General features: G+C 71.4%; 19 protein-coding genes. 5 read left to right on the top strand and 14 right to left on the bottom strand.

Annotated elements, in window-relative coordinates; all coding sequences use genetic code 11:
• From AB0C62_RS07295 to AB0C62_RS07265, 7 genes are all read right to left on the bottom strand, one after another.
• Entirely contained in the window at nucleotides 1-1,452 is a 1,452-nt protein-coding gene (locus AB0C62_RS07295) for a sulfatase-like hydrolase/transferase (protein ID WP_362970414.1), read from the bottom strand.
• Complete coding sequence (locus AB0C62_RS07290; protein WP_362970412.1) at nucleotides 1,449-2,426, bottom strand: aliphatic sulfonate ABC transporter substrate-binding protein; 978 nt, start codon at nucleotides 2,424-2,426, stop codon at nucleotides 1,449-1,451. The genes AB0C62_RS07295 and AB0C62_RS07290 overlap by 4 nt, the downstream gene beginning before the upstream one ends.
• 64 nt (nucleotides 2,427-2,490) lie before the next feature.
• Nucleotides 2,491-3,294: an ABC transporter ATP-binding protein gene (locus AB0C62_RS07285; RefSeq protein WP_362970410.1), complete on the bottom strand. Its 804-nt coding sequence runs from the start codon at nucleotides 3,292-3,294 to the stop codon at nucleotides 2,491-2,493.
• The gene (locus tag AB0C62_RS07280; protein WP_362970408.1) at nucleotides 3,291-4,097 is read right to left on the bottom strand and encodes an ABC transporter permease; all 807 of its coding nucleotides are present in this window, start codon (nucleotides 4,095-4,097) and stop codon (nucleotides 3,291-3,293) included. The genes AB0C62_RS07285 and AB0C62_RS07280 overlap by 4 nt, the downstream gene beginning before the upstream one ends.
• Before the next feature lie 31 nt (nucleotides 4,098-4,128).
• Nucleotides 4,129-5,445: an ROK family protein gene (locus AB0C62_RS07275; protein ID WP_362970406.1), complete on the bottom strand. Its 1,317-nt coding sequence runs from the start codon at nucleotides 5,443-5,445 to the stop codon at nucleotides 4,129-4,131.
• 196 nt (nucleotides 5,446-5,641) lie between these two features.
• Complete coding sequence (locus AB0C62_RS07270; RefSeq protein ID WP_362970670.1) at nucleotides 5,642-6,478, bottom strand: formylglycine-generating enzyme family protein; 837 nt, start codon at nucleotides 6,476-6,478, stop codon at nucleotides 5,642-5,644.
• Nucleotides 6,479-6,716: 238 nt separating this feature from the next.
• Entirely contained in the window at nucleotides 6,717-7,325 is a 609-nt protein-coding gene (locus tag AB0C62_RS07265; RefSeq protein ID WP_362970404.1) for an ATP-binding protein, read from the bottom strand.
• A gap of 220 nt (nucleotides 7,326-7,545) precedes the next feature.
• Here AB0C62_RS07265 and AB0C62_RS07260 point away from each other — a divergent pair, with 220 nt between their 5' ends.
• Nucleotides 7,546-8,142 carry a TetR/AcrR family transcriptional regulator gene (locus AB0C62_RS07260; RefSeq protein ID WP_362970402.1) on the top strand — a complete coding sequence of 199 codons (597 nt, stop codon included), beginning with the start codon at nucleotides 7,546-7,548 and terminating at the stop codon, nucleotides 8,140-8,142.
• Between the two features lie 15 nt (nucleotides 8,143-8,157).
• Here the strand turns inward: AB0C62_RS07260 and AB0C62_RS07255 are convergent, their stop codons facing one another.
• A complete protein-coding gene (locus tag AB0C62_RS07255; RefSeq protein WP_362970400.1) occupies nucleotides 8,158-9,819 on the bottom strand; it encodes a sigma-70 family RNA polymerase sigma factor in 1,662 nt (553 codons plus the stop codon).
• Nucleotides 9,820-10,285: 466 nt separating this feature from the next.
• Here AB0C62_RS07255 and AB0C62_RS07250 point away from each other — a divergent pair, with 466 nt between their 5' ends.
• A complete protein-coding gene (locus AB0C62_RS07250; protein ID WP_362970398.1) occupies nucleotides 10,286-11,704 on the top strand; it encodes a DEAD/DEAH box helicase in 1,419 nt (472 codons plus the stop codon).
• Between the two features lie 108 nt (nucleotides 11,705-11,812).
• On the opposite strand, the gene AB0C62_RS07245 is transcribed toward AB0C62_RS07250, so the two are convergent.
• Nucleotides 11,813-13,336: a methionine--tRNA ligase gene (locus tag AB0C62_RS07245; RefSeq protein WP_362970396.1), complete on the bottom strand. Its 1,524-nt coding sequence runs from the start codon at nucleotides 13,334-13,336 to the stop codon at nucleotides 11,813-11,815.
• Between the two features lie 474 nt (nucleotides 13,337-13,810).
• On the opposite strand from AB0C62_RS07245, the gene AB0C62_RS07240 reads away from it, so the two are divergent.
• Nucleotides 13,811-16,174, top strand: a complete 2,364-nt coding sequence (locus AB0C62_RS07240; protein WP_362970394.1) for a discoidin domain-containing protein — start codon at nucleotides 13,811-13,813, stop codon at nucleotides 16,172-16,174.
• 87 nt (nucleotides 16,175-16,261) lie between these two features.
• Here AB0C62_RS07240 and AB0C62_RS07235 read toward each other — a convergent pair whose 3' ends face one another.
• Nucleotides 16,262-17,281 (bottom strand): aldo/keto reductase, encoded by a 1,020-nt coding sequence (locus tag AB0C62_RS07235; RefSeq protein WP_362970392.1) that lies wholly within the window; start codon nucleotides 17,279-17,281, stop codon nucleotides 16,262-16,264.
• Nucleotides 17,282-17,466: 185 nt separating this feature from the next.
• On the opposite strand from AB0C62_RS07235, the gene AB0C62_RS07230 reads away from it, so the two are divergent.
• Nucleotides 17,467-18,057 (top strand): helix-turn-helix domain-containing protein, encoded by a 591-nt coding sequence (locus tag AB0C62_RS07230; protein WP_362970390.1) that lies wholly within the window; start codon nucleotides 17,467-17,469, stop codon nucleotides 18,055-18,057.
• 295 nt (nucleotides 18,058-18,352) lie between these two features.
• Here the strand turns inward: AB0C62_RS07230 and AB0C62_RS07225 are convergent, their stop codons facing one another.
• Nucleotides 18,353-19,129, bottom strand: a complete 777-nt coding sequence (locus AB0C62_RS07225) for a polysaccharide lyase family 7 protein (RefSeq protein WP_362970388.1) — start codon at nucleotides 19,127-19,129, stop codon at nucleotides 18,353-18,355.
• A gap of 494 nt (nucleotides 19,130-19,623) precedes the next feature.
• Between AB0C62_RS07225 and AB0C62_RS07220 the strand changes: the two genes are divergently transcribed.
• Nucleotides 19,624-20,085, top strand: a complete 462-nt coding sequence (locus AB0C62_RS07220) for an SRPBCC family protein (RefSeq protein ID WP_362970386.1) — start codon at nucleotides 19,624-19,626, stop codon at nucleotides 20,083-20,085.
• Between the two features lie 9 nt (nucleotides 20,086-20,094).
• Here the strand turns inward: AB0C62_RS07220 and helR are convergent, their stop codons facing one another.
• The 3 genes from helR to AB0C62_RS07205 all read right to left on the bottom strand — a co-directional run bounded on the left by helR (nucleotide 20,095) and on the right by AB0C62_RS07205 (nucleotide 25,319).
• Nucleotides 20,095-22,251, bottom strand: a complete 2,157-nt coding sequence (gene helR / locus AB0C62_RS07215; RefSeq protein ID WP_362970384.1) for an RNA polymerase recycling motor ATPase HelR — start codon at nucleotides 22,249-22,251, stop codon at nucleotides 20,095-20,097.
• A 337-nt stretch (nucleotides 22,252-22,588) separates the two neighbouring features.
• Nucleotides 22,589-24,169 carry a cation acetate symporter gene (locus AB0C62_RS07210; RefSeq protein ID WP_362970382.1) on the bottom strand — a complete coding sequence of 527 codons (1,581 nt, stop codon included), beginning with the start codon at nucleotides 24,167-24,169 and terminating at the stop codon, nucleotides 22,589-22,591.
• A 355-nt stretch (nucleotides 24,170-24,524) separates the two neighbouring features.
• Entirely contained in the window at nucleotides 24,525-25,319 is a 795-nt protein-coding gene (locus AB0C62_RS07205; protein ID WP_362970380.1) for an SDR family oxidoreductase, read from the bottom strand.
• Nucleotides 25,320-25,468: the final 149 nt, after the last annotated feature.

The following is a 25,468-nucleotide window of genomic DNA, read 5'->3' as shown; positions in this document are numbered from 1 at the left end:
CTACTCGAAGGCGCTCAGGGTCGGGTCGTGGTCGGAGGCACCGATGTCGAACATGGGCGTCATCCAGTGGTAGAAGTTGTCGCCGCGCTCGCGCAGCAGGTCGTAGAGCCGACGCGTCAGGCGCCGTGTCACTGGGGCGAGTTCGGGGTCCGGGTAGCGGTTGGCGAGTTCGTGCGGGTCGGCTTCGAGGTCGTACAGCTCGTTGACCGACTCGGGGTTGACGACGAGCTTGTACCGGTCGTCGCGGAGCATGCGCTGCGGGTAGGGGAAGTGGTGGCCGTGGAACTCGGCCAGCAACTCCGCGGGCCAGAACGGGTGTTCGCCGCGCACGAGTGGAAGCAGACTGCGGCTGTCGGTGGCGGGCGTGGTGTCGCATCCGGCCAGGTCGAGGATGGTGGCCGTGCAGTCGGTGAGACTGACGAACTCGTCCCGCACCTGCGGCTGCCGGCCGGGGACGCGGATGATGCCGGGGATCCGGTAGATGTCCTCGTACATCGCGGGGCCCTTGTCGTGCAGGCGGTGGGCGCCGGTGAACTCGCCGTGGTCGGCGGTGAAGAAGACGGAGGTGTCGTCACCGAGGCCGAGTTCGTCGAGCCGGGTGAGGATGCGGCCGATCTGTTCGTCGACGAGGGTGACGTATCCCCAGTAGACGGCGATGAGTTTGCGGGTCACCTCCAGCGGCATGGTGTCGAAGGTCCAGTGGGCGCTGTAGTTGCGCTGCACGGGTGGTTTGCCCTCGAAGGTCTCGGCGATCGAGGCGGGCAGTTCGACGAGTTCGGGGTCGTACATGTCGTAGTAGGTGTCGGGGAGCAGGTAGGGCAGGTGCGGGCCGAAGAAGTGGGTGGCCAGGTAGAAGGGGCGGCCGTCGGCGGCGAACGTGTCCAGTTGCTCGATGGCCCGGGTGGCGAGGTAGTGCTCGAAGGTCGCCTCGGGCGGTTGGCGGAGGCGGGCCGCGAGCAGGTTGCCGGGGTTGCCGTTGGGTGTCGTTCCCCGCACCGGATCGGTGATGCGGTACGGCGGCAGCCCCCGTTCCTCCAGGTAGGCCAGGTAGTCGGGGTGGTCGACGGGGTTGTGCCAGCCGGGCAGGTCGGGCCCCTCGAAGCCGTAGGAGGCGGCGTTGCGACGGGTGCCGACGTGCCATTTGCCGACCAGGCCCAACTGGTAGTCCCGCTCGGCGAGTGCGCCGGGGAAGGTGTAGGCGTCCTCGCGGAGGTCCTCCAGATAGCCCACGTTCCGCTCCTGGTTGGCGAGGAGCCGGTGCCGGAACGGTGCCTGGCCGGTGAGCAGGCTGGCGCGGGCCGGGGTGCAGATGGCGGTCGGGGTGTAGAAGCGGTCGAAGCGGGTTCCGGTGGCGGCGAGCCGGTCCAGGTGGGGGGTGGCGACGTGCGGGTTGCCGTAGCAGCCGAGCGTGTCCACCCGGTGCTGGTCGGTCATCAGGAACAGCAGGTTCACGAGGCGGCCTTGGTGTAGGCGGCGCCCGCGTAGAAGGAGTCGGTGGCGGGGGCCTTCTTCAGCTGGCCGGTGCTGACGAAGAAGTCCGTCATGCCGTCGAGCCAGGTGCCGACCGTGCCGTCCTTGGTCTTGGCGGCCAGTTCGGCGGTGGTGAGGGTCTTGACGTGGCTCGCGTCCGCCTTGACCTTGTCCTGCGGGACCTTGAGGAGCTTCGCGGTGAGGGCGACGGTCTCGTCGGGGTGGGCGGCCCGCCAGTCGTTGGCCTCCTGGAGCACCTTGACGACCTTGGCGTCGGTGGCCGCGTCGGCCTTCGCACCGGTGACGAAGGCGGTGGGGAAGGATCCCCCGATGTCCTCGGTGCTCGCGACCTCGACGAGGTCGGGCACCTTCTGCTTGATGGTGTCGATCAGCGGGTAGTTGATGCCGGCACCGTCGATCTGACCGGAGGAGAAGGCCGAGACGATGGTGGGTGCGTCCATGGCGACCTTCTTGATGTCGTCCATGGTCATCCCGGCCTTGCGCAGTGCGAGGTTGAGGATCATCTCGCCGGAGGTGCCCTCGGGCACGCCGACCTTCTTCCCCTTCAGTCCGGCCATGGAGGTGATCCCCGGCTTGGCGATGACCCGGTCCGCGTAGGTGAGGGTGTCGATCGCGATGATCCGGGCCTTGCCCGAGGCGGGCAGCCAGATCGCGCCGGGGCCGATGTAGCCGTAGTCGAGGTCACCGCTGCCGAGTGCCTGGATCTGGATCGGACCATTGACGAACGTCTTGTACGAGGCGGACAGGCCGTGCTTCCGCCACAGGCCCCGCTCGTCGGCGATGGCGAGGAGGCCGGCGCCGTTGTAGTCGGCTATGTAGCCGAACCGGATCTTCGCCGCGTCCCCGTCGCCGTCGTCGGAGGAGCAGCCCGTCACGGAGAGCGTGAGGGCTGTCGCGGAAAGTGACGCCATGAAGGTACGTCGGGACATGCTCATGACAGATAGGACCTTTCGAGGCGGGTGTGCTGTGCCGGGCTCGGGGGGGTGTGGTGTCGGCGCGTCAGGCCGGGGGGCCGGACGGGGTCTGGTGGTACACGGCGTGCCAGACCTCGTTGCGCAGCCGGGCGAACTCGGGCGAGAGCCGCAGCTCCTCGGTGCGCGGATAGGGCAGGTCCACGTCGACGATCCGGTGGATCCGGCCCGGCCGCGCCGCCATCACGACGACGCGTCCGGCGAGGTGGACGGCCTCGTCGACGTCGTGTGTGACGAACAGGACCGTCCGGCGCTCGCGGGTCCAGGTGTGCAGCAACTGGTCCTGGAGCTGCACACGGGTCAGGGCATCCAGCGCTCCGAACGGCTCGTCCATCAGCAGTACTTCGGGGTCGACCGCGTACGCCCGGGCGATCGCGCAGCGCTGTTTCATGCCGCCGGACAGCGTCTTGGGCAACGCGTCGGCGAAGTCGGTGAGTCCGACCAGCTCGATCGCGTGGTCGGCCTTGCGGCGGCGTTCGGCGGCGGACAGCGAGGTGAGCTTGAGGCCGAACTCGACGTTGCCGCGCACGGTGAGCCAGGGGAACAGGGCGTACTGCTGGAAGATGACGCCGCGTTCCGGTCCGGGGCCCCGTACCTGCGCCCCGTCCACCAGGACCTGCCCGACGCTCGGCTCGGTCAGGCCCGCCGCCATGTTGAGCAGGGTGGACTTGCCGCATCCGGAGGGGCCGACGACGGTGACGAACTCGCGGTCGGCGACGTCCAGCGACACCCGGTCGAGAGCGGTGAACTCCCCGGACTTGAGGCGGAAGTTCTTCCCGGCCTCGCGGAAGGAGATCTTGGTGGTCCCGGTGAGGACGCCTTCGTGGGTCATCGTCGCTCCTGCCAGACCGTCAGGTGACGTTCCGCCCAGAGCAGCAGACGGTCCATCACCAGTCCGATCAGCCCGATGGTGATCAGTCCGACGAAGATCGTCGGCAGGTCGTAGTAGGTCTGCGCGTGCATCATCTCGTAGCCCAGGCCCTTGTCCGCGGCGATGAGTTCGGCGGCGACCACCGTCGCCCAGGACGCGCCGAGCCCGATCCGCATGCCGACGAGCAGGAACGGCGACGCCGCAGGCACCACCACTTTGAGGAAGATCACGCGGTCCGGAGCACCCAGCACCCGGGCGGCGTTGATCAGGGTGGCGTCCACACCGACCACCCCCTGGAACGCGGCGACCACGCTGGAGAGGAAGGCGGCCAGGAAGATGACGAACACCTTCGGGGTCTCGCCGATGCCCATGAGCACGATCGCCAGCGGGATGATCGCCAGCGGCGGCACGGTCCGGAAGAACTGCACGTACGGCTCCAACAGGGCGCGGGCGAGCGGGTACCAGCCCATCAGGAAGCCCACCGGTACGGCGAGCAGGGTGCCGAGCGCGAAGCCGAGGAACACCCGGCGCAGACTCGCCAGCGCGTCGTCCGCGAGGGTGCCGTCGCGCAGCATCTCGGCGGCACGGGACGCCACCGACAGCGGCCCGGGGACGTCGACCAGGTGGGCCGTGGTGGCCAGGGCCCACACGGCGACGCCGACCGTGAGCGCGGCGAGGTTCAGCAGCAGCGGCCCTACGGTTCGGCGCTCCCGGCGCGGTGCGGAGGCCGGGGGCGTCTTGTCGGGGGCGGTGATCACGGCCATGTCGGGCTCGGCGGGGCTGGGGCGGTCACGTTCACTCCACGGATTCCGATGCGGGGTAGCGGGTCAGCAGGGGCGACTCGTGCAGCACGAGCGCGATGGCACCGAGCGCGCCCGCCGCCTCTCCGAGCGCTGCGGCCCGCAGGTCGAGGAGCGGCCGGGAGACCGGCATGAGGTGGGCGGCCAGGGTCCGTTCGACGGGCCCGAGGAGAGCGGGGCCGGCGGCGGCCAGTTCCCCGCCGAGGACCGTGACCTCCGGGCCGAGGGCGTTGCAGACGGCCGCGAGGACGGTGCCCACGCGGCTTCCCACGTCGTCCAGCACCCGGCGCGCGGCGGGGTCGTCGGGGAGGGTCGCGAGGAAGGCGGGCAGGTCGGCGGCCGAGGGGTGGGCGTCGACCACGGCACCGATCGAGGCGACCGTCTCCAGGCAGCCTCGCTTGCCGCAGGAGCAGGGCCGTCCGTCGGGGTCGGCGGTGATGTGCCCGAGCTCCCCGGAAAGGCCGTGCGCGCCCCGGTGCAGGGCACCGCCGACGACGAGGCCGCCGCCCACACCGTGGGACAGCCGTACGTACAGGACGTCCTGGACGCCGGCGGCGGCGCCCCAGGTGGCCTCGGCCAGCGCGGCGAGCCGGGTGTTGTTGTCGAGGAGGACCGGGACACCGAAGCGTTTGCGCAGCAGCACCGCCAGGTCGGCGTGGCTCTCGTCGGGCGCTTGCGGTGCCGCGAACGAGCCGTCCTGGAAATCCAGTTGAGGTCCGTGGTCCGTCCCGGCGGGCTGCCGGGCCGCCTGAGCCGTCCTGAGCCGGGCCTGCGACGGGACGCCCGGCCGCGGTGGTCCGGCGTCCTGAACCGTCCGCCCGGTGCCGGTCCTTCGCTCGTTCACCGGTCCCACGACGCCGACGCCGATGCCGCTCAGCGCTCCGAGTCGGAGCCGGCCTCCGGCCAGTTCGCCGACCAGCCGTTCCGCGAGGGCGACGCGCTCCTCCCGGCCGAGATCCGCCGCGTGCGGAGCGCTCGCCGAACCGATGACCTCGTGGGCGACGTTGACGGCGGCGACGTGCACCGCGCGCCGGGCGAAGTCGATGCCGATCGCCTGCCCGGCTCCCGGGTGCAGGCTCAGCGCGTCGACGGGGCGCCCGCGCCGTCGCTCGGCCGCGGCGGGCGGTGTGGCCACGACGGCGCCGCCGTCCACGAGGGCGGTGACGATGTCGTAGAGGGTCGTGCGGGACAGTCCGCTCAGCCGCCCCAACTGGCCCCTGCTGAGCGGGCCGTGCGTGCGCAGCAGGCGCAGGACGAGCTCCTCGTGGCCCCGGCGCAGCCGTGCCAGCGGGCCGTCGTGGTCGTGTGGCATGAGGCACAGGATGGAAGCGCCGCACCTTTACGTCAACAGCCCGGAAAAAATCAGGACCATGACTCCGGGCCAAGGAGAAGGAGGGAATGCCCAGGTCATCCCGGGTACGGCGGCTGCGCCGCGGTCCGGTGAGGCTTCATGAGGCTGCAATGTTCCGGTGACAACCGGCGGGCCGGCGGCGGGGTCCGGCCGCCCGTCACGCGTCCCGGGCACAGCGGAAACCGAGGTTTCCCGTACTGCTGTCGGGGGTGTTGGCGGTGCGGGCCGCGACGCGGTAGCGGTTGCAGTACGAGTGGTGGCACAGGTAGGAGCCGCCGCGCATGACGCGGGAGGAGCCCTGGGACGGCCCCTTCGGGTTGGTGCGCGGTCGCTCGGAGTGCCGGGTGCCCCAACGGTCGGCGCACCACTCCCAGACGTTGCCGGACGTGTTGTACAGCCCGTACCCGTTGGGTTCGAACGCGTCCACGGGCGCCGTGCCCCGGTGGCCGTCCTCGGCCGTGTTCCTGGTGGGGAAGGTGCCCTGCCAGATGTTGCACCGGTGCTCGCCTCCGGGGGTCAGGTCGTCGCCCCAGGGGTAGCGGCGCTGTTCGAGCCCACCGCGCGCCGCGTACTCCCACTCCGCCTCGGTGGGCAGCCGCGCCCCGGCCCAACGGCAGTACGCCGCCGCGTCGTTCCACGAGACGTGGACGACGGGGTGGTCCGCGCGGTCCGTCACCGAGCTGCCCGGCCCCTCGGGCGCGTGCCACACGGCGTCCTGGACGCCGCACCACCACGGCGTCTGCGGAGGGCGGGCGGCGCCGCGGCGCAGCGGGGCGGGCAGGAATCCGGCGAACACGTAGGACCAGCCGAACCGTTCGGCTTCGGTGAGGTGACCGGTGGCCTCGACGAACCGGGCGAAGCGGGCGTTGGTCACCGCGTGGGCGTCGATGCGGAACGGCGAGACGGTCACCTTCCGTACCGGGCCTTCGCCGTCCTCGGAGAACCCGTCCGCGTCGCTCGTCCCCATGAGGAAGGTGCCGCCCGGGAGCAGCAGGCTCGTGTCCCGGTCGTGTGGTGTCGTGGGTCGGCCTCCGGAGTGCGCGGTGTCGCCGCGTCGCCTGTCGCCGGCAGGGGCCGACAGGGAGAGGCCGGTGCCGCGCGGGCCGACCGAAGGCGCGCAACATCCCGTGGGTTCCGCCTCGTTCACCGGGCCTCCGCTCAAGAAGTGATCATCACTTCCGAGGCTACGGCACCGGTGGCGTCCCTCTCCGGCACGGGATGTGTCCGAGCTGTCAGGGGGCCTGCATCGGTATCTGGAACCACATGGTCTTGCCGGTGGCGGTGCGTGTGCTCCCCCAGGACTCGGCGAGGAGGTCCAGCAGTTCCGTGCCCCGGCCCCCTTCCGCGTCGGCGTCGACGACGCGGCGCACCGGGCCGGTGGGGTCGGTGTCCTCCACCTCGCACCGCAGGTGCGGGCCACCTCCGCACAGGTTCAGCCGCAGCGGGCCGCGCGTGTGGCGCAGTGCGTTGGTGACGAGTTCACTGACCAGGAGTTCGGCGGTGTCGGTGAGGTCCTCCAGCTCCCAGTCGGTCAGCTGGGCGGTCACCAGACGGCGGGCGCGACCGGCAGAGGTCAGCTCGCGCGGCAGGGGCCAGGAGGCGTCCCAGGCGGTGGCGCAGCCGCGTGGGGCGTCGAGCGGGCGCAGCGGTTGCAAGGTGCGGGACCAGAGGGCCTGGTTCCGGGTGATCCACGACGCCGGTCGTGCGTTCACGGTCCGTTCCGGCTCCTGGGCGGGTATCGCTCCGCCCTCGCCGATCGCCTCCTGGGATCGAAGACGGGAGAACCGTCCGAAGCGTCCGCGACGGGAGGTCGTCGCGGGGCCGATGGCCCAGGGGGCCATGAGAACCAGTCCCTTCTGAACTGCTTGCTGCCGCCGCCACCCAGGCTGCGGAGGTTCACCGCCGGCGGAGCCGGGATGAAGTGGGGGACGCCTGTGCGTGGCCTGCGCCACGGCTACGGATATACATGTAGCGCCCGCTACGGTAAATATTCGTATCAACAGTATTTAACCAGACATACGGAAACTGTCAGCTCCGCTCTCCAGATCTCCGGGAATCCCGATGCCGCGCCCTCCTGACCAGGCAAAACGGCGAGACCTTCTGGATCGGGTCCGGGATTACCTGGTCCGCAACGGTCTGGCCGATCTCTCCCTACGCCCCCTCGCCCGGGCCCTGGGCACCAGTGACCGCATGCTCCTGTACTACTTCGGGACGAAGGAACGCATGGTCGCCGAGGCCCTCGCGCTGGACGAACGGAGACCCCTCCGGCACTCCCAGGAGCTGCTGGCGGGCGCCGGCTCTCCCCGGGACCCGGCCAGGATCCGCCGTTTCATGGAGGACGTCTGGCAACGGTTGCGCACGCCCGACCTGCACGCCGCGCTCCCGCTGTACCTGGAGATCATGGCCGCGAGCCTGCTCCGCTCCGACCGGTACGGACCGGTGATGCGGAACGTGCTCACCGAGTGGACCACCCTGCTCTCCTCCGCCTTCCGGGACCTCGGCATGGCGGAGGCGCGTGCCCGGGCGGAGGCCGACCTCCTGGTCGACGCGTGCCTCGGCCTGCTCATCGCTCCGCTGGCCGACGGCGGCCAGGACCGTGCCGACGCGGCCTTCCGCACCCTCCTGGACCGCCTGGAACCCGGCTGGCGCGTCCTCTGAAGGCTCTCGGGAGCGTCACATCCTGGCGCCGAAGTCCTGCGTCCACCACGGGCCTCCCGCGCCCTTGTGCACGCCGACGCCGATGTTCTTGAACGAGCAGTTCAGGATGTTCGCGCGGTGGCCGGGGCTGTTCATCCAGGAGTCCATCACCGATTCCGGGGTCTGCTGGCCCCGGGCGATGTTCTCGCCGTACGTGGACCAGCGGTAGCCCGCGGCGGTGATGCGCTCGCCGGGGTCCGCGCCGTCGGGGTTGCTGTGGTCGAAGAAGTCGCGGGCCGCCATGTCCTCGGAGTGGTCCAGCGCCGCTTCCTCCAGGTCCGCGTTCTCGGTGAGCGGGCCGCAGCCGGCGGCGGCGCGTTCCTTGTTCACCAGCGCGACCACCTGGGCCACGGTGCCCGACGGGGCCGCCTGGGCCCGGGGAGTGGCGGAGGGCGGCCGGGTCGGCGGCGCCGTGGACGAGGAGGTGGGCGTACTCGGCTCCGCGTGACGGGCGGTCTTGGACGCCTTCGGCTTGGCAGACTTCGACGCGGAGGGCGACGGGGACGCGGACGGGGAAGTCGACGCTGCGGGCGAGGCCGAGATCCCGTCGGCGCCCGGCGCCGAGAGGTCCATGACGGGGTCGCCCGCGGTACGCGCAGCGGTCGCTCCCTCGTGCGGCGTCCCGGAGTCGATCGCGAAGTACCAGAGCCCCCCGCCCGCCACGCACGCGGCGACGACGGCGCCGCCGACGGCCCGGCGCCGCACGCGACGGCGACGGCGCGCCTCCAGGCGCGACGCCGATGCGCCACCGCGAGGGGCTCGGTGCCCGGCGCCGGCGGCATGCGAGCCGCCGCGGCCTCCGGCGTCCCGCAGCCGCGACGCCGATCCGGCGGCGACCATCCCGTCCGGGCCGGGCCGCAGCGCCGCGAGCAGCCCGGGGGACGCCGCGATCAGGGCCAGGCCGGCCAGCAGTCCCTCGGCGGGCATCAGCCCGTTCCACAGTCCTGAGCAGCGGACGCAGCCGCGGGCGTGCCGGGCTATTCGCTTGCGCCACAGCGCCGAGGGCCGGCCGTTCCAGGAGCCGAGCAGCCCGTGCAGCTCCGAACAGGGCGGCTGCGCGTCGAGGGCCCGTACGACCACCCGCGCCGTCTCCAGCTGTGCCTTCATGCGCTGCACCTGGACCGCCGCGTGCTGCGGGGAGACCTCCAGTGCCTCGGCGACCTCGGCGCGGGTCAGTTCCCCGGCGCACTCCAGCCACCACAGGGAGAGCGCCGCACGGTCGTCGGGTTCCAGCCAGCGCGTGGCGAGCGCGGTCTCCCGGCGCTGGCCGGACAGTTGGAGCTGCCACATGGTCAGGTCCACGAAGTCGGCGCCCGGGTCCGCGAGGTGTTCGGCCTCCTCGACACCGCCCGGGGCGTGCTGCCGGTCCTGCCAGTGGGCGCGCACCTGGTTCATGGCGATCGCCACGAGCCAGGAGCGGAAGTTCTCCGGGGTGCGCAGCCCGTCGAGGCCGTCCAGGGCGCGGAGCATGGTGTTCTGCACGACGTCGTCCACGTCGACCGAGCCGTTCAGCGCGCGTCCGACGACGTTGTAGACCAAGGGGAGATAGGCCCCGACCAGGGCGTCCTGAGCCTCCGAGTCGCCCGCTCGGGCGGCAGTCACCAATGCCGCCGGGTCCACCCCGTGCTGTCTCCTCATGAAAACTTCCCTGTCCTCGACTCGGAACGATGCTGCCGTCACATGGGAGACCGCCCCCGGAGCCCCGGATAACAGTTCTTCGGGGACTCGTTCCGGCAGACACTCGCCGCCTCGGCCCACCGCCCGCAATGGAGAAGGTCACATCCGGCCGCCTCGTCGAGAAAGGGCGGGTGGGTATGGCGTCCTTGCCCGGATTGCACCACGGGTCGGCGGCCCTCGGCGTCCGCTGGGCCGCCGTTCGGCGGACAGGTACGGCGTGGGTGTTCGGACGACCGCCACGTCCGCGAACCGGGGTCGGCCCGGGGGCACCGCCCGGACGGACCGGCGGATGTCCCGCGCGTGACCGGCCCGCGAAGCGCCGGGTCGGCCGCTGGTAAAATGGGCTCACGCTTCGACGTCGCCGGGGCCCGTACCCAGGGGTACGGGCCCCGGAGTGTTTCGGGCGTCGGACTGAGGAAGGTTCCCCATGAACGCGAAGCCTCCGGCTTCTGGACGGCACCGCACCGGCGAGCGGCGGCCGGTGACAGCGCCGCAGGGCGAGGTCGCGATGCCGCAGACGGTGTCCCCCGGTCTGCCTCCGGTCACGTCCTTCGACGAGCTCGGGCTGCCGCCGGAGCTGCTGACGACGCTGGCCGGCCTCGGGGTGACGGAGCCCTTCCCGGTCCAGGCGGTGACGCTGCCGAACGCGCTCGCCGGTCGGGACGTACTCGGCCGGGCGCGCACCGGTTCCGGCAAGACGCTGGCGTTCGGGCTGGCCCTGCTCGCCCGGACGGCGGGACGGCGAGCGGAGCCCAAGCAGCCGCTGGCGCTGGTGCTGGTACCGACGCGGGAACTCGCCCAGCAGGTGGACGACGCCCTCGCACCGTACGCGCAGGCGCTGGACCTGCGGCTGACGACCGTGGTCGGCGGGCTCTCCATCAACCGGCAGACAGCGGCGCTGCGCACCGGCGTCGAGGTGCTCGTCGCGACACCGGGCCGCCTCGCGGACCTGATCTCACGCCGGGACTGTTACCTGAACCAGGTGCGGATCGCGGTGCTGGACGAGGCCGACCAGATGTGCGACCTGGGGTTCCTGCCGCAGGTGTCGAAGATCCTGGAGCAGGTGCGCCCCGACGGGCAGCGCCTGCTGTTCTCGGCCACCCTCGACCGCAACGTCGACCAGCTCGTCCGCGAGCACCTGCACGACCCCGTGCTCGCGTCCGTCGACAGGATGGCGGCCTCGGTCACCACGATGGAACACCACGTGCTGAACATCCACGGCGCCGACAAGTACGCGACGGCGACCGAGATCGCCGCACGGGACGGCCGGGTCCTGATGTTCCTCGACACCAAGGCCGGCGTGGACCAGTTCACCCGTCACCTGCGGGCGAGCGGCATCCGGGCCTCCGCCCTGCACAGCGGGAAGTCGCAGCCGCAACGCACGCACACGCTCGGCCAGTTCAAGGACGGTGAGGTCACCGTCCTGGTCGCCACCAACGTCGCGGCACGGGGCATCCACATCGACGACCTGGACCTCGTGGTCAATGTGGACCCGCCGGCCGACGCCAAGGACTACCTGCACCGGGGCGGGCGCACCGCACGCGCCGGCGAGTCCGGGCGGGTGGTCACGCTGGTCACGCAGAACCAGCGCCGCGACGTGAACCGGATGATGTCCGAGGCCGGGATCCGGCCGACGGTCACGCAGGTCCGGTCGGGAGAGTCGGCGCTGTCCGAGATCACCGGCGCCAAGCGCCCGCCGACCCCGCCGAAGACAGCCACCGGCAACGCGCCGTTCCGCGGCATGGGTACCCGGCCGGGACGCCCCGCGAAGGAGACACGGAAGGCCGCCGACGCCCGCAAGGCGGCGGAGGCCCGCGCGGCGGCCCGGGTGCGCAAGAGCCGCTGACCCGCGGTCCGCGGCGCTCCCGTCGCGGCACGCACCCAGCACGTCGGCAGAGCAAGTCCCGGCGCCGAAGGCGGGATCGGCCTCCGGCACCGCGCGGTTCGCGTGGGCCTACCCGGCGTCGCGGAGCGGCGCGAAGAGCGGCGACGCGGGCGGTAGCGTCCCGTTCCCGGTGGGCCCGACCTGTTCGGAGATCCGTGTTGCGGCGCCGGGGACGAACGGCGCGAGTTCGTCGCCGAGCAGGCGGCACGCGGCCACCAGCGCGGCGAGGACGTCGTCCAGGCGCCCGCCCGCCGCACGGTCTCCGCGCCCTTCGGCGCGCGCCAGTTCCCACGGGCGCGTGGTGTCGACGCAGCGGTTGGCGACTTCCACGATCTCCCACGCCGCGCTCACGGCCCGCCGGAAGTCGTAGTCCTCCAGGGCGGCGTCGATCCGGCCGGGGGCACTTCGGCACACGTCTGCCAGCGGCTCCACCGCCGGCGCGGCCCCGCTGGACGGGGGGACCGTCCCGGCACGGTACCGGTGGACCATGGTCACGACACGGTGGACGAGGTTGCCCAGCCCGCCGGCGAAGTCCGCGTCGGCACGGGCGGTCAGCCGTTCCTGGGTGAAGTCGGCGTCCCCGACGCGGGGCACGTCCCGCAGCAGCCACCAGCGGACGGCGTCGGTGCCGTACGCGTCGGTGAGCGCGACCGGGTCGACGGTGTCCGGTCCGGATTTGCTGATCTTGCGGCCGCCGACCGTCAGGTAGTCGTGGACCAGGACGTCCGTGGGCAGCGGCAGTCCGGCCGACAGCAGGATCGCCGGCCAGTAGACGGCGTGGAAGCGCACGACACCCTTGCCCGCCAGGTGCACGCGGCGTCCGCCCCCCGCCCACCACCGCTCGTACGCGGCTTCGCCGGTGCCGTAGCCGAGGCTCGTGACGTAGTTGCCGAGCGCGTCCCACCAGACGTAGACCACCTGGCCGGGGTCGTCGGGCACGGGGATGCCCCAGCCGCGGGCGCGGGCCTGCGAGCGGGAGACGGAGAAGTCGTGCAGGCCGCTCTCGATCAGGGCGAGGACCTCGTTGCGCCGGACGGCGGGTTCGACGCGCAGCACTCCGTGCGTGATCAGCTCGTGGAGTCGGTCGGCGTAGCGCGAGAGGCGGAAGAACCAGTTCTCCTCGGCGACGCGCTGGGGCTCGGTGCCGTGCTCGGCGCAGCGGCCTTCGACCAGTTCACCGGGGGTGTAGAACTGCTCGCAGCCGACGCAGTACAAGCCCTCGTACTCCGCGCGGTACAGGTCGCCCGCGGCGGCGCAGCGGCGCCACAGCCGTTCCACCCCGACCCGGTGGCGGGGGTCGCTGCTGGTGCGGATGAAGTCGTCCAGCGAGAGGTCGAGCGGACCGCTCAGAGCGGCGAACGCGTCGGCGTTGCGGTCGACCAGCACCTTCACGTCGAGGCCCTCGGCGTCGGCGGCGAGGACGTTCTTGAGGGAGTTGTCGTCGGTGCCGCTGAGCAGGCGGACCTCGCTCCCTCTTCGGCGCCAGTGGCGCGCCAGTGTGTCCGCCTGGACGAGTTCCAGGGCGAAGCCCAGGTGGGGGCGGGAGTTGACGTAGGGGATGGTCGTCGTGACGTAGTGGCGTGATGCGGTCATCGGTCCTCCTACCGGGGGTGGGGCCGATCCGCAGCGCACGTCGGGGCCCCGTCCCGGGGCCTCGGAATGCGGTACGCGTCCGTGCTCAGCAGCCCCGTGTGCGGGGCGTCATCCGGTGCTGAGGCGAAGGCGTGATCATGGCGGCGATGCTAGCAACGGGGGCTCGGCCGGGGCATGCGGTTTTTCGGCTCTCGTCCGGAGCCGACAAGCCCGCGGATTGCCCGTTCGCCCGCGGACGCGACGCGCGGTCGACGGGTGGGGAGCCGTCGACGGGGTTCCTCGGCTCGCGGCGCAGTGTCGGCCGTTGTGTCGGTCGGCGCTCTCCGAATCGTCGGCCTCACGGGGGCCCACTCCCCGTCCGTCGATTATTTGCGGCTCTCTGTATCAATCTTGCGCACGTTCATAGACTTCCTTTGCCGTCGCTTCTAGCCTTCTTGCGTCCGCTCACCCCACGAGCCCTGAGGACGCACGCCTGTGAATTCATCCCCCAATGGCAGACCCCTGCGCCGAGGACTGGCGGCCACCGTGTCGCTGGCACTCGCCGCGGCCGGCACGGTCGTGGCCGTGGCACTCGCACCCGACGCCGTCGCGGCCGGGGTGCCGGCTCCTTCCCCGGTCGGCATATCCGGCCGCGGCGCAACCGTCCCGTTCAAGGAACAGGAGGCCGAATACGCCGCCACCAACGGCACCCTCATCGGACCGGACCGGCTCTACGGCCACCTCCCCTCCGAGGCGTCCGGCCGGCAGGCGGTGACTCTGGACGCGACGGGTGAGTACGTCGAGTTCACCCTGACCGCCCCGGCCAACGCGATGTCGTTCCGGTACTCGCTGCCCGACAACTCCGCGGGCACCGGCCGCGACGCGAGCCTCGACCTGAAGGTCAACGGAACGCAGCTCAAGAGCATCCCGGTGACCTCCAAGTACAGCTGGTACTACGGCGGTTATCCGTTCAACAACAACCCGGGCGACACCAACCCCCATCACTTCTACGACGAGACCCGCACCCTGCTCGGCTCGACGCTGCCGGCCGGGACCAAGGTGCGCCTGCAGGTGTCGTCCACCAGCGCCTCACCGACGTTCACCATCGACCTCGCCGACTTCGAGCAGGTGGGCGCGCCCATCGGCAAGCCGTCGGGAGCGCTGGACGTCGTCAGCGACTTCGGGGCCGACCCGACCGGGGCGGCCGACTCGACCGCCAAGATCCAGGCGGCCGTCGACGCGGGCAAGGCGCAGGGCAAGACCGTCTACATCCCCCAGGGCACCTTCCAGGTGCGCGACCACATCGTCGTCGACCAGGTGACGCTGGCCGGCGCCGGTCCCTGGTACAGCGTCCTGACCGGCCGTGACCCGGTGAACCGGTCGAAGGCCGTGGGCGTCTACGGCAAGTACGCCAACCAGGGCGGCAGCAAGAACGTCACGCTCAAGGACTTCGCCATCCTCGGGGACATCCGCGAGCGCGTCGACGACGACCAGGTGAACGCCATCGGTGGCGCGCTGTCCAACTCCACGGTCGACAACGTGTGGATGCAGCACACCAAGTGCGGGGCCTGGATGGACGGCCCGATGGACAACTTCACCATCAAGAACAGCCGCATCCTGGACCAGACCGCGGACGGCGTGAACTTCCACATGGGGGTCACCAACTCCACGGTCACCAACACGTTCGTGCGGAACACGGGTGACGACGGCCTGGCGATGTGGGCGGAGAGCGTCCCGAACGTCAAGAACAAGTTCACCTTCAACACGGTGATCCTGCCGATCCTCGCCAACAACATCGTCACGTACGGCGGCAAGGACATCACCATCTCCGACAACGTGATGGCGGACACCATCACCAACGGCGGCGGCCTGCACATCGCGAACCGCTACCCCGGCGTCAACTCCGGTCAGGGAACAGCTGTCTCGGGCACCACCACGGCCGCCCGCAACACCCTGATCCGGACCGGCAACAACGACTACAACTGGCAGTTCGGCGTCGGCGCGGTCTGGTTCAGCGGGCTCAACGAAGCCCTGGACGCGACGATCAACATCACGGACAGCGAGATCCTCGACAGCTCGTACGCCGCCATCATGAACATCGAGGGGGCGACGAAGGGGCTGCACTTCGAGAACGTGCGGATCGACGGGGCGGGCACCTACGCCCTGCAGATCCAGGCGACGGGCACGGCCTCCTTCACCAACGTCACGGCCACGCACATCGCCCAGTCCAACCCGATCCACAACTGCGTCGGCTCCGGCTTCGTGATCACGCGCGGCGCCGGCAACAGCGGCTGGTACGCGGACCCGCCGGCCTGCACCGGCAACTGGCCGGCCCCGCAGTGGACCAACGGCGGCGTACCCGGCGGAGGCACCACGCCGCCGACCGACCCGCCCACCGATCCTCCGACGGACCCGCCGACCGACCCGCCCACGGACCCGACCGTCAACCTCGCCAAGAACCGGCCGGTCACCGAGACGAGTCACACCGACGTCTACCCCGCCTCCAAGGCCGTGGACGGCAACGCGGACACCTACTGGGAGAGCGCCAACAACGCCTTCCCGCAGTCCGTCACCGTCGACCTCGGCGCCGCCAAGGCAGTCAAGCGCGTCGTGCTCAAACTGCCCCCGGCGACCGCCTGGGCCACCCGCACCCAGACGCTGAGCGTGCTCGGCAGTACCGACAACTCCACGTTCGGCACGCTGAAGTCGTCGGCGGGGTACACGTTCAACCCGTCGAGCGGCAACACCGTGACCATCAGCCTGACCGGCACCGCGACCCGCTATCTCCGGGTGACCTTCACCGGCAACACCGGCTGGCCGGCGGGACAACTGTCCGAACTGGAGGCCTACACCGGCTGACAGAGCCCCGTTCCGCCCATCGATTCCTGGCGGCCCCGCACCGGACCTGACCCGGGGCAGGGTCGCCAGGCCATTCCCCCGGGGTCGTCAGCGCCGGCGCAACGCCGGGTCGAGCAGCGCGGGCGGGGTGTCGAACTTCTCGTGCGCCGCGAGGTCGGTCCCCGGCGCCACGATCGCGTCGATCGCGTCGAGTACGTCCGCGGACAGCACGGTGTCCGCTGCGGCGAGTTGCGCGTGCAGGTGGTCCGTCGTGCGGGGGCCGACGAGCGCGCTCGTCACGGCGGGATGCGCGGTGACGAAGCCCAGCGCGAGCTGGATCAGGGTCAGTCCCGCCTCGTCGGCCACCGCCGCGAGCCGTTCCACGGCGTCGAGGCGCGCCCGGTTGGAGGGAACGGAGAGGTCGAAGCGCTGCGGCATGACCGCCGAGCGGCTGGTGGTGATGTCCCGGCCCGCGCGGACCGCGCCCGACAGCCAGCCCGAGGCCAGCGGGCTCCACACCAGGACACCGAGACCGTACTCCTCGGCGACGGGGAGGACGTGGGCCTCGACACCGCGTTGCAGGATCGAGTAGCTGGGCTGCTCGGTGACGTAGCGGCTCAGACGGTGTTCACGGGCGGCCCACTGGGCCTGAACGACGCGGTGCGCGGGGAAGGTCGAGGACCCGAAGTACCTGATCTTTCCGGCGCGTTGCAGATCGGTCAGCGCCGACAGCGTCTCCTCGTCGGCTGTCTCCGGGTCCCATCGGTGGATCTGGTAGAGGTCGACGTGGTCGACACCGAGTCGGCGCAGGCTGTTGTCCAGCTCTTTGACCAGCCAACGGCGGGAGCTGCCCCGGTGGTTGGGCTCGTCCCCCATGGGCAGACCGGCCTTCGTGGCGAGCACGATGTCGTCCCGGCGGCCGGCGATGGCCTTGCCGACCATCTCCTCCGACTCGCCGTCGCCGTACATGTCGGCCGTGTCGACGAGGTTGACCCCGCCCTCCAGGGCGGCGTCGACGAGGGCGGTGGCCTCGTCCTGCGTGGTGCGACCGATGCGGCCGAAGTTCATCGCGCCGAGCGCGAGCGAGCTGACCTGCACACCGGTACGACCCAAGGTGCGGTACTGCATGACCTGACTCCTCGATCGCCGTGAAGCGTGTGCCACTGCGTGGCTTGGTCGACGGGCCCCCGGTCTGCCATCATAGGCAAACGGAACCCCGTCCCGTTTGACGATACGGAACAGCGTCCCGCTTAGCAACCTCGATCCGGAACGATGTCCCGTTCCGCTCATCGGCAGTGAAGGGAACGGCGCGGATGAACGACAGCGACGAGACCGCGGGGCGGGCTCCCCGGGCCAAGCGCGCCGACGCCCGGCGGAACCAGGAGTCCCTGCTCGACGCGGCAGCGGCGATCTTCGCGGAGTCCGGCGTGGAGGCGCCCGTACGTGATGTCGCCGCGCGGGCCGGTGTCGGGACGGCGACGATCTACCGGCACTTCCCCACGCGGGCCGACCTCATCATCGCCGTCTACCGGCACCAGGTCGAAGCGTGCGCCGAGGCCGGGCCGGCCCTTCTGGCCGCCGGCCCGTCCCCGCACGCGGCGCTCGCCGAGTGGATCGACCTCTTCGTCGACTTCCTCGTCACCAAGCACGGCCTCGCGGCGGTCCTCCAGCCCGACAACACGGCCTTCGACGGGCTGCACACCTACTTCCTCGACCGGCTCCTGCCCGTGTGCACCCAACTCCTCGACGCGGCCGCCGACTCCGGCGAGATCCGGCCGGACCTGAAGGCCTACGAGCTGATGCGCGGCGTCGGGAACCTCTGCATCGGCGCGGGCAACGACCCGCGCTACGACGCGCGACGACTCGTCGCCCTCCTGATCGCGGGCCTGCGCCGACCCCAGTGAGCCGGCCGCCCCGGACTGCCGCAGCCCCACGACGGGCTGACCGGCCACACCGGACCCACCCTGGTCTGCCGCGGCTTCACACACGACAGCCGCGCCGCGCTCGCCACCCTGGACCGCATCGACGAGCTGGAGGCGACGGTCATGCTGCCCGAGCACGGCGACCCGTTCACGGGCGACCTCCGCACCGTCACCGCGCGGGGGCGGCGGGCCGGCGTCCGCTGAGCGGCGACACGGACGGACCCTGTGACGACATCGAGGTCGTCACAGGGCCGCGTACGCGGTGCGAGGTGACGCGTCAGCCGTGCGAGACGGTCAGACCGTAGAAGCCGACCCGCGCGCCCTTCGTCGTGCTGTCGGAGGACGACTGGTTGTAGGAGCCCGCTTTGAAGTACTGCTTGTACGGGAAGAACGACGACGGAATCGGGTAGTGCGTCGTGCTGCCGTTGACGGTGAGGTCGATGGTGTTCCCGCCGGACACGGCGATGGTGTACGTCCATGTCTTGCCGACCGACACGTGCCCCACCGTGTGGGTCGTCTGGCCGCCCGAGGGGGAGTTCTCGGTGCCGACGACGATGTCGCCGCTGGAGCGGTAGTAGAGCTCCACCAGCGGCTTCGTGGACGAGCCGCCCGAGCCGAGGTGGATCTGGCCGACACACACGTTGGACGTCACCGAGACCACCCTCAGCGTCGCGCTCAGCCGGTGGCTGCCGCTGAGCGACCAGTCCGCCGCGCTGCCGCTGCGGTTCATCTCCCGCAGCTCGGAACGCGCGTAGTTGGAGTTCGGTGTGGTGACACCCTTCTCCGGCGCCCAGAACGTCATCGCACCGTCGCGGGTGTCGGTGTAGAAGTACGAGTCCTGGAAGCCGTTCGCCCCCTGCAGCCGGGACGAGGAGATCGTCGTCGGCGAGCCCGGCGAACCCACCGGCTCCTGCAACTGCCAGACGGACAGGTCGAAGTTGCCGCCGGGCGCGACCTTCGGGTCGGCCGCGCCCGCGCTGGACGTGCCGAGCACGGTCACCGCGGTGACGACACCCGCGACGGTCACCGTCGCGAGAATCCTGGAACGAGTCATGTTGACATCCTTCGTCGATCGTCGGGAGGAGTGGGCGGTGCGATGGATCAGCCCACGGGGCCGGCCCGTTGTGACCGCGGCCGCCGAAAGGGAGCGCCCGGCATCCGACGGCGGCGCCACGACAAGTCCGCGACGTGCGGCGGACGTTCGGGTATGTGGTTGCCTCTTCAAGATGACGATCACGGCCTTTCGTCTGGTCGTGCCGAGCAGACGGTGGGGGAAGGCATCGTTCAGGTAGGTGAACTTTAAGTTCACCTGTGAACTACGTGTCGCGACGTTAAAGGTCTGAACCACGGCCGTCAAGAGGTCGCGTCGACGCGGCACGCGCGGCCGACCCGTCAGTGCCGCCTTCTCGCCAGGCGTCCAACGTCCCCAGGAAGAGCGGGTGTTGCCCAGGCCGGCGATCGGCTCGGAGGACGGCGGCCACGGACGCGGCGCGCACGGCACCGCCGCGCGCCGCGCCTCCTCGAGCTCTCCTCTGTAGCCTGGATCTCGTGTACACGACGCGAATGACGGGGCGCGTGAACGCCCCCCGAGCTGCTGTCTACCGGGCCCTTCTGGATGCGGACGCGGTCGCGCGGTGGCGGGCGCCCCACGACATGCGGACCGAGGTGCACACCTTCGACGCCCGCGAGGGCGGCGCGTTCCGGGTGTCGCTCACGTACGACGCACCGGACGCCACCGGCAAGTCGGCGGGACACACCGACACGTATCACGGCCGCTTCGCACAACTCGTCCCCGACGAGCGGGTGGTGGAGGTCCTCGAGTTCGAGACGGCGGATCCCGCACTGCGCGGCGAGATGGTCATCACCACGCATCTGACCGAGGTGGACGGCGGCACCGAGGTCGTCATCGTCCACGAAGGGGTGCCGGACGCCGTTCCGGCCGCGGACAACGAGACCGGAACGCGTATGGCGCTGGACAACCTGGCACGGCTGGTCGAGTCCGGGGACTGACCGACCAGGTCATGGACGCGTGAGCACCACGAGTTGCCGGGTGGCGCGGGTCATCGCGACGTAACGGTCGACAGCCCCCTCGACACCCTCGCCGAACGTCTCCGGGTCGACGAGGACGACCAGGTCGAACTCGAGCCCCTTCGACAACTCGGGAGTGAGCGAGCGGACGCGGGCCGTCGGCCGGAACGTGGCGTCGCCGATGACGCAGGCGACTCCCTCGTCGTGCGCGGCGAGCCACGCGCCGAGGATCGCGTCCCGCTCACCGACGGATCCGTGGCCGACGGGGATGCCGCTGCGGCGTACGGAGGTCGGCACGTTGGCGTCCGGGAGCACCGCGCGGATGACCGGCTCCGCCTCCCCCATCACCTCCTCCGGCGTGCGGTAGTTGATGCTCAGGGAGGCCACCTCGACCCGGTCGAGCCCGATCCGTTCGAGGCGTTCCCGCCACGACTCGGTGAATCCGTGCCTGGCCTGTGCCCGGTCCCCGACGATGGTGAAGCTCCGCGAGGGACAGCGGAGCAGCAGCATCTGCCATTCCGCGTCGGTCAGCTCCTGGGCCTCGTCCACGACGACGTGCGCGAAGGGGCCCGCGAGGGGTTCCGGGTCGGTGCCGGGCAACGCCGCCTCGTCGACGAGGGACTCCTGCAGGTCCCGTCCGCGCAGCATCCCCATCGCGCCCTCGCTCTCGTCGATCACGACGTTCTGGAGCAGGCTGTCGATGACATCCGCCCGGCGGGCGCGTTCGGCGGCGACGGAGGCTTCGTGGCGCTGCCGGCGGGCGGACGCCTCGGGGTCCCCGAGGCGTTGACGCGCCGCGTCCAGGAGCGGCAGGTCGGACGCCGTCCAGGCGTGGGCCTCCGCGCGCTGGAGCTTCCGTACGTCCGCGGGCCCGAGCCAGGGGGCGCACATCCGCAGGTAGGCGGGCACGGACCAGAGGTCTCCGACGAGGTCGGCGGGCTCGATGACCGGCCAGGCACGGTGCAGGACCCCGACCAGTTCCTCGTCGTGACGCAGCGACCTGCGGAACAGGTCGGGCGCGATGTCGTCGTCGTGCTTGTCCAGCAGGATCGTGAGCAGTTCCTCCCAGATCAGGTCCCGCGCCTCGTTGTGCGGAACGCCCGGTCCCGGTGCTTCGAACGCCTCGGCCCAGTCGTCGGCGCTCAGCCGGACGTCGGCCCAGGGCGTCGAGACCGTCATGACCCGGGTGGGCGGTGTCTCGTAGAACCGGGCGGCCTTCTCGATCGCCTTCACCATGTCCGCGGAGGACTTCAGGAGGGCGACGTCCGGGTCGGCCTCGGCCGTCGCAAAGGCGCCTTCGGGGACCAGGTCGCGCAGGGTGCAGATCTGCACGCCCTCCTCGCCGAGGCTCGGGAGGACGTCGGCGACGTAGGCCAGGTAGGGCTGGTGCGGGCCGACGAACAGGACACCGCCGCGGCGGTGCCGGCCGAGCCGCGGGTCCGCGTAGAGGAGGTAGGCGGACCGGTGCAGCGCGACGACGGTCTTTCCCGTGCCCGGTCCGCCGTCGACGACGAGCGCGCCGCGTGATCCGGCGCGGATGACGGCGTCCTGGTCCGCCTGGATGGTGGCGAGCACGTCCCGCATCCGGTCCGAGCGGTTGGCGCCGAGGCCCGCGATGAAGGCGGACTGGTCGTCGAGCGCCGCGTGCCGGTCCAGCCCGTCGGCGGCGAACACCTCGTCCCAGTAGTCGCTGATCCGGCCGTGCGTCCAGCGGTACCGGCGACGACTCGTCAGCCCCATCGGGTTGGCGTGGGTGGCCGCGAAGAACGGCTCCGCCGCCGGTGAGCGCCAGTCGGTCAGCAGTCGGCGACCTGTGCTGTCGGTGAGGCCGAGGCGTCCGATGTACAGGGGTTCGGCGTCGTCCGCGCCGACGGTGTGGCCGAGGCACAGGTCGATGCCGAAGCGTCGCAGGGCACGCAGCCGGCCGGTCAGCCGGTGGATCTCGGCGTCCCTCTCCATCGCCTCCCGGCCGATGCCGCCGGGCTCCCTCCGCAGGGCGTCGAGACGGTCGGACAGCTCCTGGACGGTCTGTTCGAGGCTCTCCACGACGGCCGCGAAGTGCCGCTCGTCGGCGGAGATCAGCGCCGGGTCGGCCTTGGGGGCGAGGTGCTCGGGCAGGGCGAACGCGCCGGCTGTCAAGGACGTCATCACATCAGCTCCGTTCCTGGGCGACCGCACCCGGTCCGTACGACCGCGCGCACGGCGACACCCCGGTCGCGCCGGCGCCGCACGGCGGTGCCCACGGTGCGCATCCCGTCCCGGGTGCGGCGCCGTCGCGCCACCCATCCACCACCACACACGAACGCACTGAGTGAGTCTCCCGTTTCCGCAGGTCTCCGGCCTTGCCGGGAGATTCTGCGGCACCACGGGGGCCTTGCCGCAAGCCCCCCTGTGCGCTATAAGTTGAAAGTGGCGAGAGGTGTGGTGTCCCTCTTCGTCCCCTTCGGCGGCCCGCTCCACCTCAGGTGTCCGACCCGGACCGCGTTCACCCCCGATGGACGAACTGTCGCTCGCGGCGCGGCTGTTGGCGCACGGTTCGGGAGCGGTCGCGGCCGACGAGACCGAGCAGGAAGCCGGCCGGGATGGTGATCAGCCCCGGTGTCTGGAGCGGGAACCAGTGGACGTCGTGGCCGGGGAAGATCGCGGTCGGCATGCCCGAGACCGCCGGCGACCCCGTGAGCAGCAGCACGATCAACGGCAGGGTTCCGTAGACCGTCCAGCGCACCCCGGTGGCCGAGTGGCCCGGCAGGAACAGTGCGTACAGCAGGACCGGAGCCAGCACCGAGGCCGCGACGGTGAACGACAGCGAGATCAGTGTGAGCCTGCCGCGGTCGGCGAGGACGGCGGAGAGCACGACCGCTGCCGCGCCCACCAGGACGATGGCCACCCGCGCGCGCCGGATCTCCCTGGCCTGCGAACCGGCCCCGGCGCCGTGCGCCGGCCGGTTCCGGAAGTCACGGGCGAGGCTGGAGGCGGCGGCCAGGGTGATGCCCGCGACGGCTGCGAGCGTGGTCGCGAACACGGCGCAGGCGACGATCGCGAAGAGCATGCTGTGCCGTGCGACGCCGTCGGCGGGGTCGAGCGCTCCCGTCACCATGAGCAGGGCTGTCGCGCCTCCCGGGTCGGCCGCCCGCAGCGCGTCCCGGCCGATCAGGGCGCAGGCCCCCAGGCCGGCGACGACGACTCCGGCGCAGACCACCGCGACGGGACCCACGGCCCAGCCGACGGCCCGCCGCGCCGTGCGGGCGTCGCGGAGCGGGTGCAGGCGCATGGTGATGTGCGGCAGACAGGCGGCGCCGACCAGCAGGGTCGCCTGAAAGCTGATCAGGTCGAGGCGTCCGGCGAGGGAAGGGCCGAAGTGGAGCCCGGGGCGAGCGTACGCGGCGCCGGCTCCGGAGTGCTTCCGGGCGGCTTCGAACAGGGCCGGCGGTGACCATCCGAACCGGGCGAGGACGATTCCGGCGACCAGCACCACGGCGGTCAGGGTCACGCCGACCTTGAGGATCTGTACGTAGCCGGTCCCGCGCATCCCGCCGAACGCCGCGTAGCAGACCATGAGGGCGCCGCCGGCCACCGTGCAGCCGGTGAGCGCTCCGTCGGGGAGGCCGAACATGGCCGCCATGATGTGCCCGGCGGTGCCGAGCTGCACCAGGAGCAGCGGGGTGAGGACGACGAGGGTCGCCACCCCCAGAGCGCGCCGCACCGTGGGATCGCCGAGCCGGTCGGCGAGGAAGTCGCCGAGCGTGAACACCCCGCCGCGGCGCAGGGGTTCGCCCAGGATGCGCAGGACCAGATAGAGCGATACGACGGTGGCGCCGGCGAAGAGCATGCCGTCGGCGCCGTCGAGGGCGACCGAGCCGGTGGTGCTGAGCAGGGTGGCGGCCGATATGTAGTCACCGGCGATGGCGAGACCGCCCCCGACCGGGCCGAAGGCCGCGCTGCCACCCGCGTAGAAGTGCTCGGGGTCGTCCAGGTCGGCCGCCGCGAGCCCGCACAGCAGCAGGGACACGGCGACGAACCCCAGGAAGACCACGACGGCCAGCGACTGACCGTCGCCGCCGCTCACGGTCTGCGCTCCGGTCCCGTGAGGACGTCCTGCGCACAGCACACGCTCGCTGACGGGGTCGGAAGTAATGATCGGGATGCGGGAGACATGCCGGGCATGGCATCAGCCGTCCGGCGCCGCGTACAGGGGGCGGAGCATTCGGAAGGCCGTCGCACAGCGGGAGCGGAGCGGTGCTGTGCGACGGCACAGCTTCACGGCTTCCCGGACGCACGGAACCCGCTGATGCCCGCGGGGCTCCTGCGGCCCGCGTCCGTGGGCGCGCGAGCCGACGAGGCCGGGCACGCGGGTCCGCGCAGCGGCCTCGCACCGGCCTCGCACCGGCCTCGCACCGGCCTCGCACCGGCGAAGGGTGCCCCTAGGGAAGGATCGAGTCGACGTAGCCGCCGTCGACCCGCACCGCGCCTCCCGTCGTGGCGGACGCCTGCCCCGAGCTGAGGTAGACAACGAGGTTCGCGATCTCCTCGGGTTCGATCAGCCGTTGCAGCAGGGACTGGGGACGGTGCTCGCGCATGAAGGTGCGCTGTGCCTCGTCCCAGGGCAGGTCACGGTCCACGAGCTCGTAGACGAAGTCCTCGACGCCGCCCGTGTGGGTCGGTCCGGCGATGACGGAGTTCACCGTGACGCCCGTGCCCGCGGCCTCCTTGGCGAACCCCCTGCTCACCGCCAGCAACGCCGTCTTGGACATGCCGTAGTGGATCATCTCGGCCGGGATGACGACCGCCGAGTCGCTGGCGATGTACTGCACACGGCCGAAGCCCCGGGCCATCATGCCGGGCAGGTACATGCGGGTGAGGCGGACGGCGGCGAGGACGTTGATCTCGAAGTAGCGCCGCCACTCGTCGTCGCTGATCTCCAGAGCCGGTTCGGCGCCGAAGATGCCGAGATTGTTGACCAGGATGTCCACCTCGGGGAGGACCTCCCGCGCTCGGGCCGCCCCCTCCTCGGTACCGAGGTCGGCGGCCACGGCGACGAGGTCGGCCCGAGGCGCTTCCTTTCGCGCCTGCGCGATGGCTTCCTCCACGCGCCCGCCGTCGCGCCCGTTGACCCCGACCCGGGCACCGGCCCGGGCGAGTCCCAGGACGATCGCCGCGCCGATCCCCTGCGTCGAGCCGGTGACGAGCGCGGTCCGTCCTTCGAGATTCAGCTCCATCAGATCACCACTTCGTTGACTGCGTGACGGGTCGGGATCCTGCTCGTGACGCGTCGGGACCGTTGCCGCGGGCCCTGTTCGATCATCACGGATGGGCCGGGTACCCGCACGGCGTCCGGCTCACGCAGCACCTGGTGCCCCCTCGGCTC

Source organism: Streptomyces sp. NPDC048643, from assembly GCF_040650615.1.
Classification (GTDB): Bacteria; Actinomycetota; Actinomycetes; order Streptomycetales; family Streptomycetaceae; genus Streptomyces.
The sequence above is the reverse complement of the archived record's forward strand: the minus strand, read 5'-3'. Positions and strand labels throughout refer to the sequence as shown.

Coding starts and splice junctions, on each gene's coding strand:
- helR (WP_362970384.1), bottom strand. CDS start 22,251: ATGACGTCCTTGACAGCCGGCGCGTTCGCCCTGCCCGAGCACCTCGCC.
- AB0C62_RS07245 (WP_362970396.1), bottom strand. CDS start 13,336: ATGACCGCATCACGCCACTACGTCACGACGACCATCCCCTACGTCAAC.
- AB0C62_RS07260 (WP_362970402.1), top strand. CDS start 7,546: ATGCCGCGCCCTCCTGACCAGGCAAAACGGCGAGACCTTCTGGATCGG.
- AB0C62_RS07250 (WP_362970398.1), top strand. CDS start 10,286: ATGAACGCGAAGCCTCCGGCTTCTGGACGGCACCGCACCGGCGAGCGG.
- AB0C62_RS07275 (WP_362970406.1), bottom strand. CDS start 5,445: ATGCCACACGACCACGACGGCCCGCTGGCACGGCTGCGCCGGGGCCAC.
- AB0C62_RS07255 (WP_362970400.1), bottom strand. CDS start 9,819: ATGAGGAGACAGCACGGGGTGGACCCGGCGGCATTGGTGACTGCCGCC.
- AB0C62_RS07205 (WP_362970380.1), bottom strand. CDS start 25,319: ATGGAGCTGAATCTCGAAGGACGGACCGCGCTCGTCACCGGCTCGACG.
- AB0C62_RS07225 (WP_362970388.1), bottom strand. CDS start 19,129: ATGACTCGTTCCAGGATTCTCGCGACGGTGACCGTCGCGGGTGTCGTC.
- AB0C62_RS07235 (WP_362970392.1), bottom strand. CDS start 17,281: ATGCAGTACCGCACCTTGGGTCGTACCGGTGTGCAGGTCAGCTCGCTC.
- AB0C62_RS07285 (WP_362970410.1), bottom strand. CDS start 3,294: ATGACCCACGAAGGCGTCCTCACCGGGACCACCAAGATCTCCTTCCGC.
- AB0C62_RS07265 (WP_362970404.1), bottom strand. CDS start 7,325: ATGGCCCCCTGGGCCATCGGCCCCGCGACGACCTCCCGTCGCGGACGC.
- AB0C62_RS07230 (WP_362970390.1), top strand. CDS start 17,467: ATGAACGACAGCGACGAGACCGCGGGGCGGGCTCCCCGGGCCAAGCGC.
- AB0C62_RS07280 (WP_362970408.1), bottom strand. CDS start 4,097: ATGGCCGTGATCACCGCCCCCGACAAGACGCCCCCGGCCTCCGCACCG.
- AB0C62_RS07290 (WP_362970412.1), bottom strand. CDS start 2,426: ATGAGCATGTCCCGACGTACCTTCATGGCGTCACTTTCCGCGACAGCC.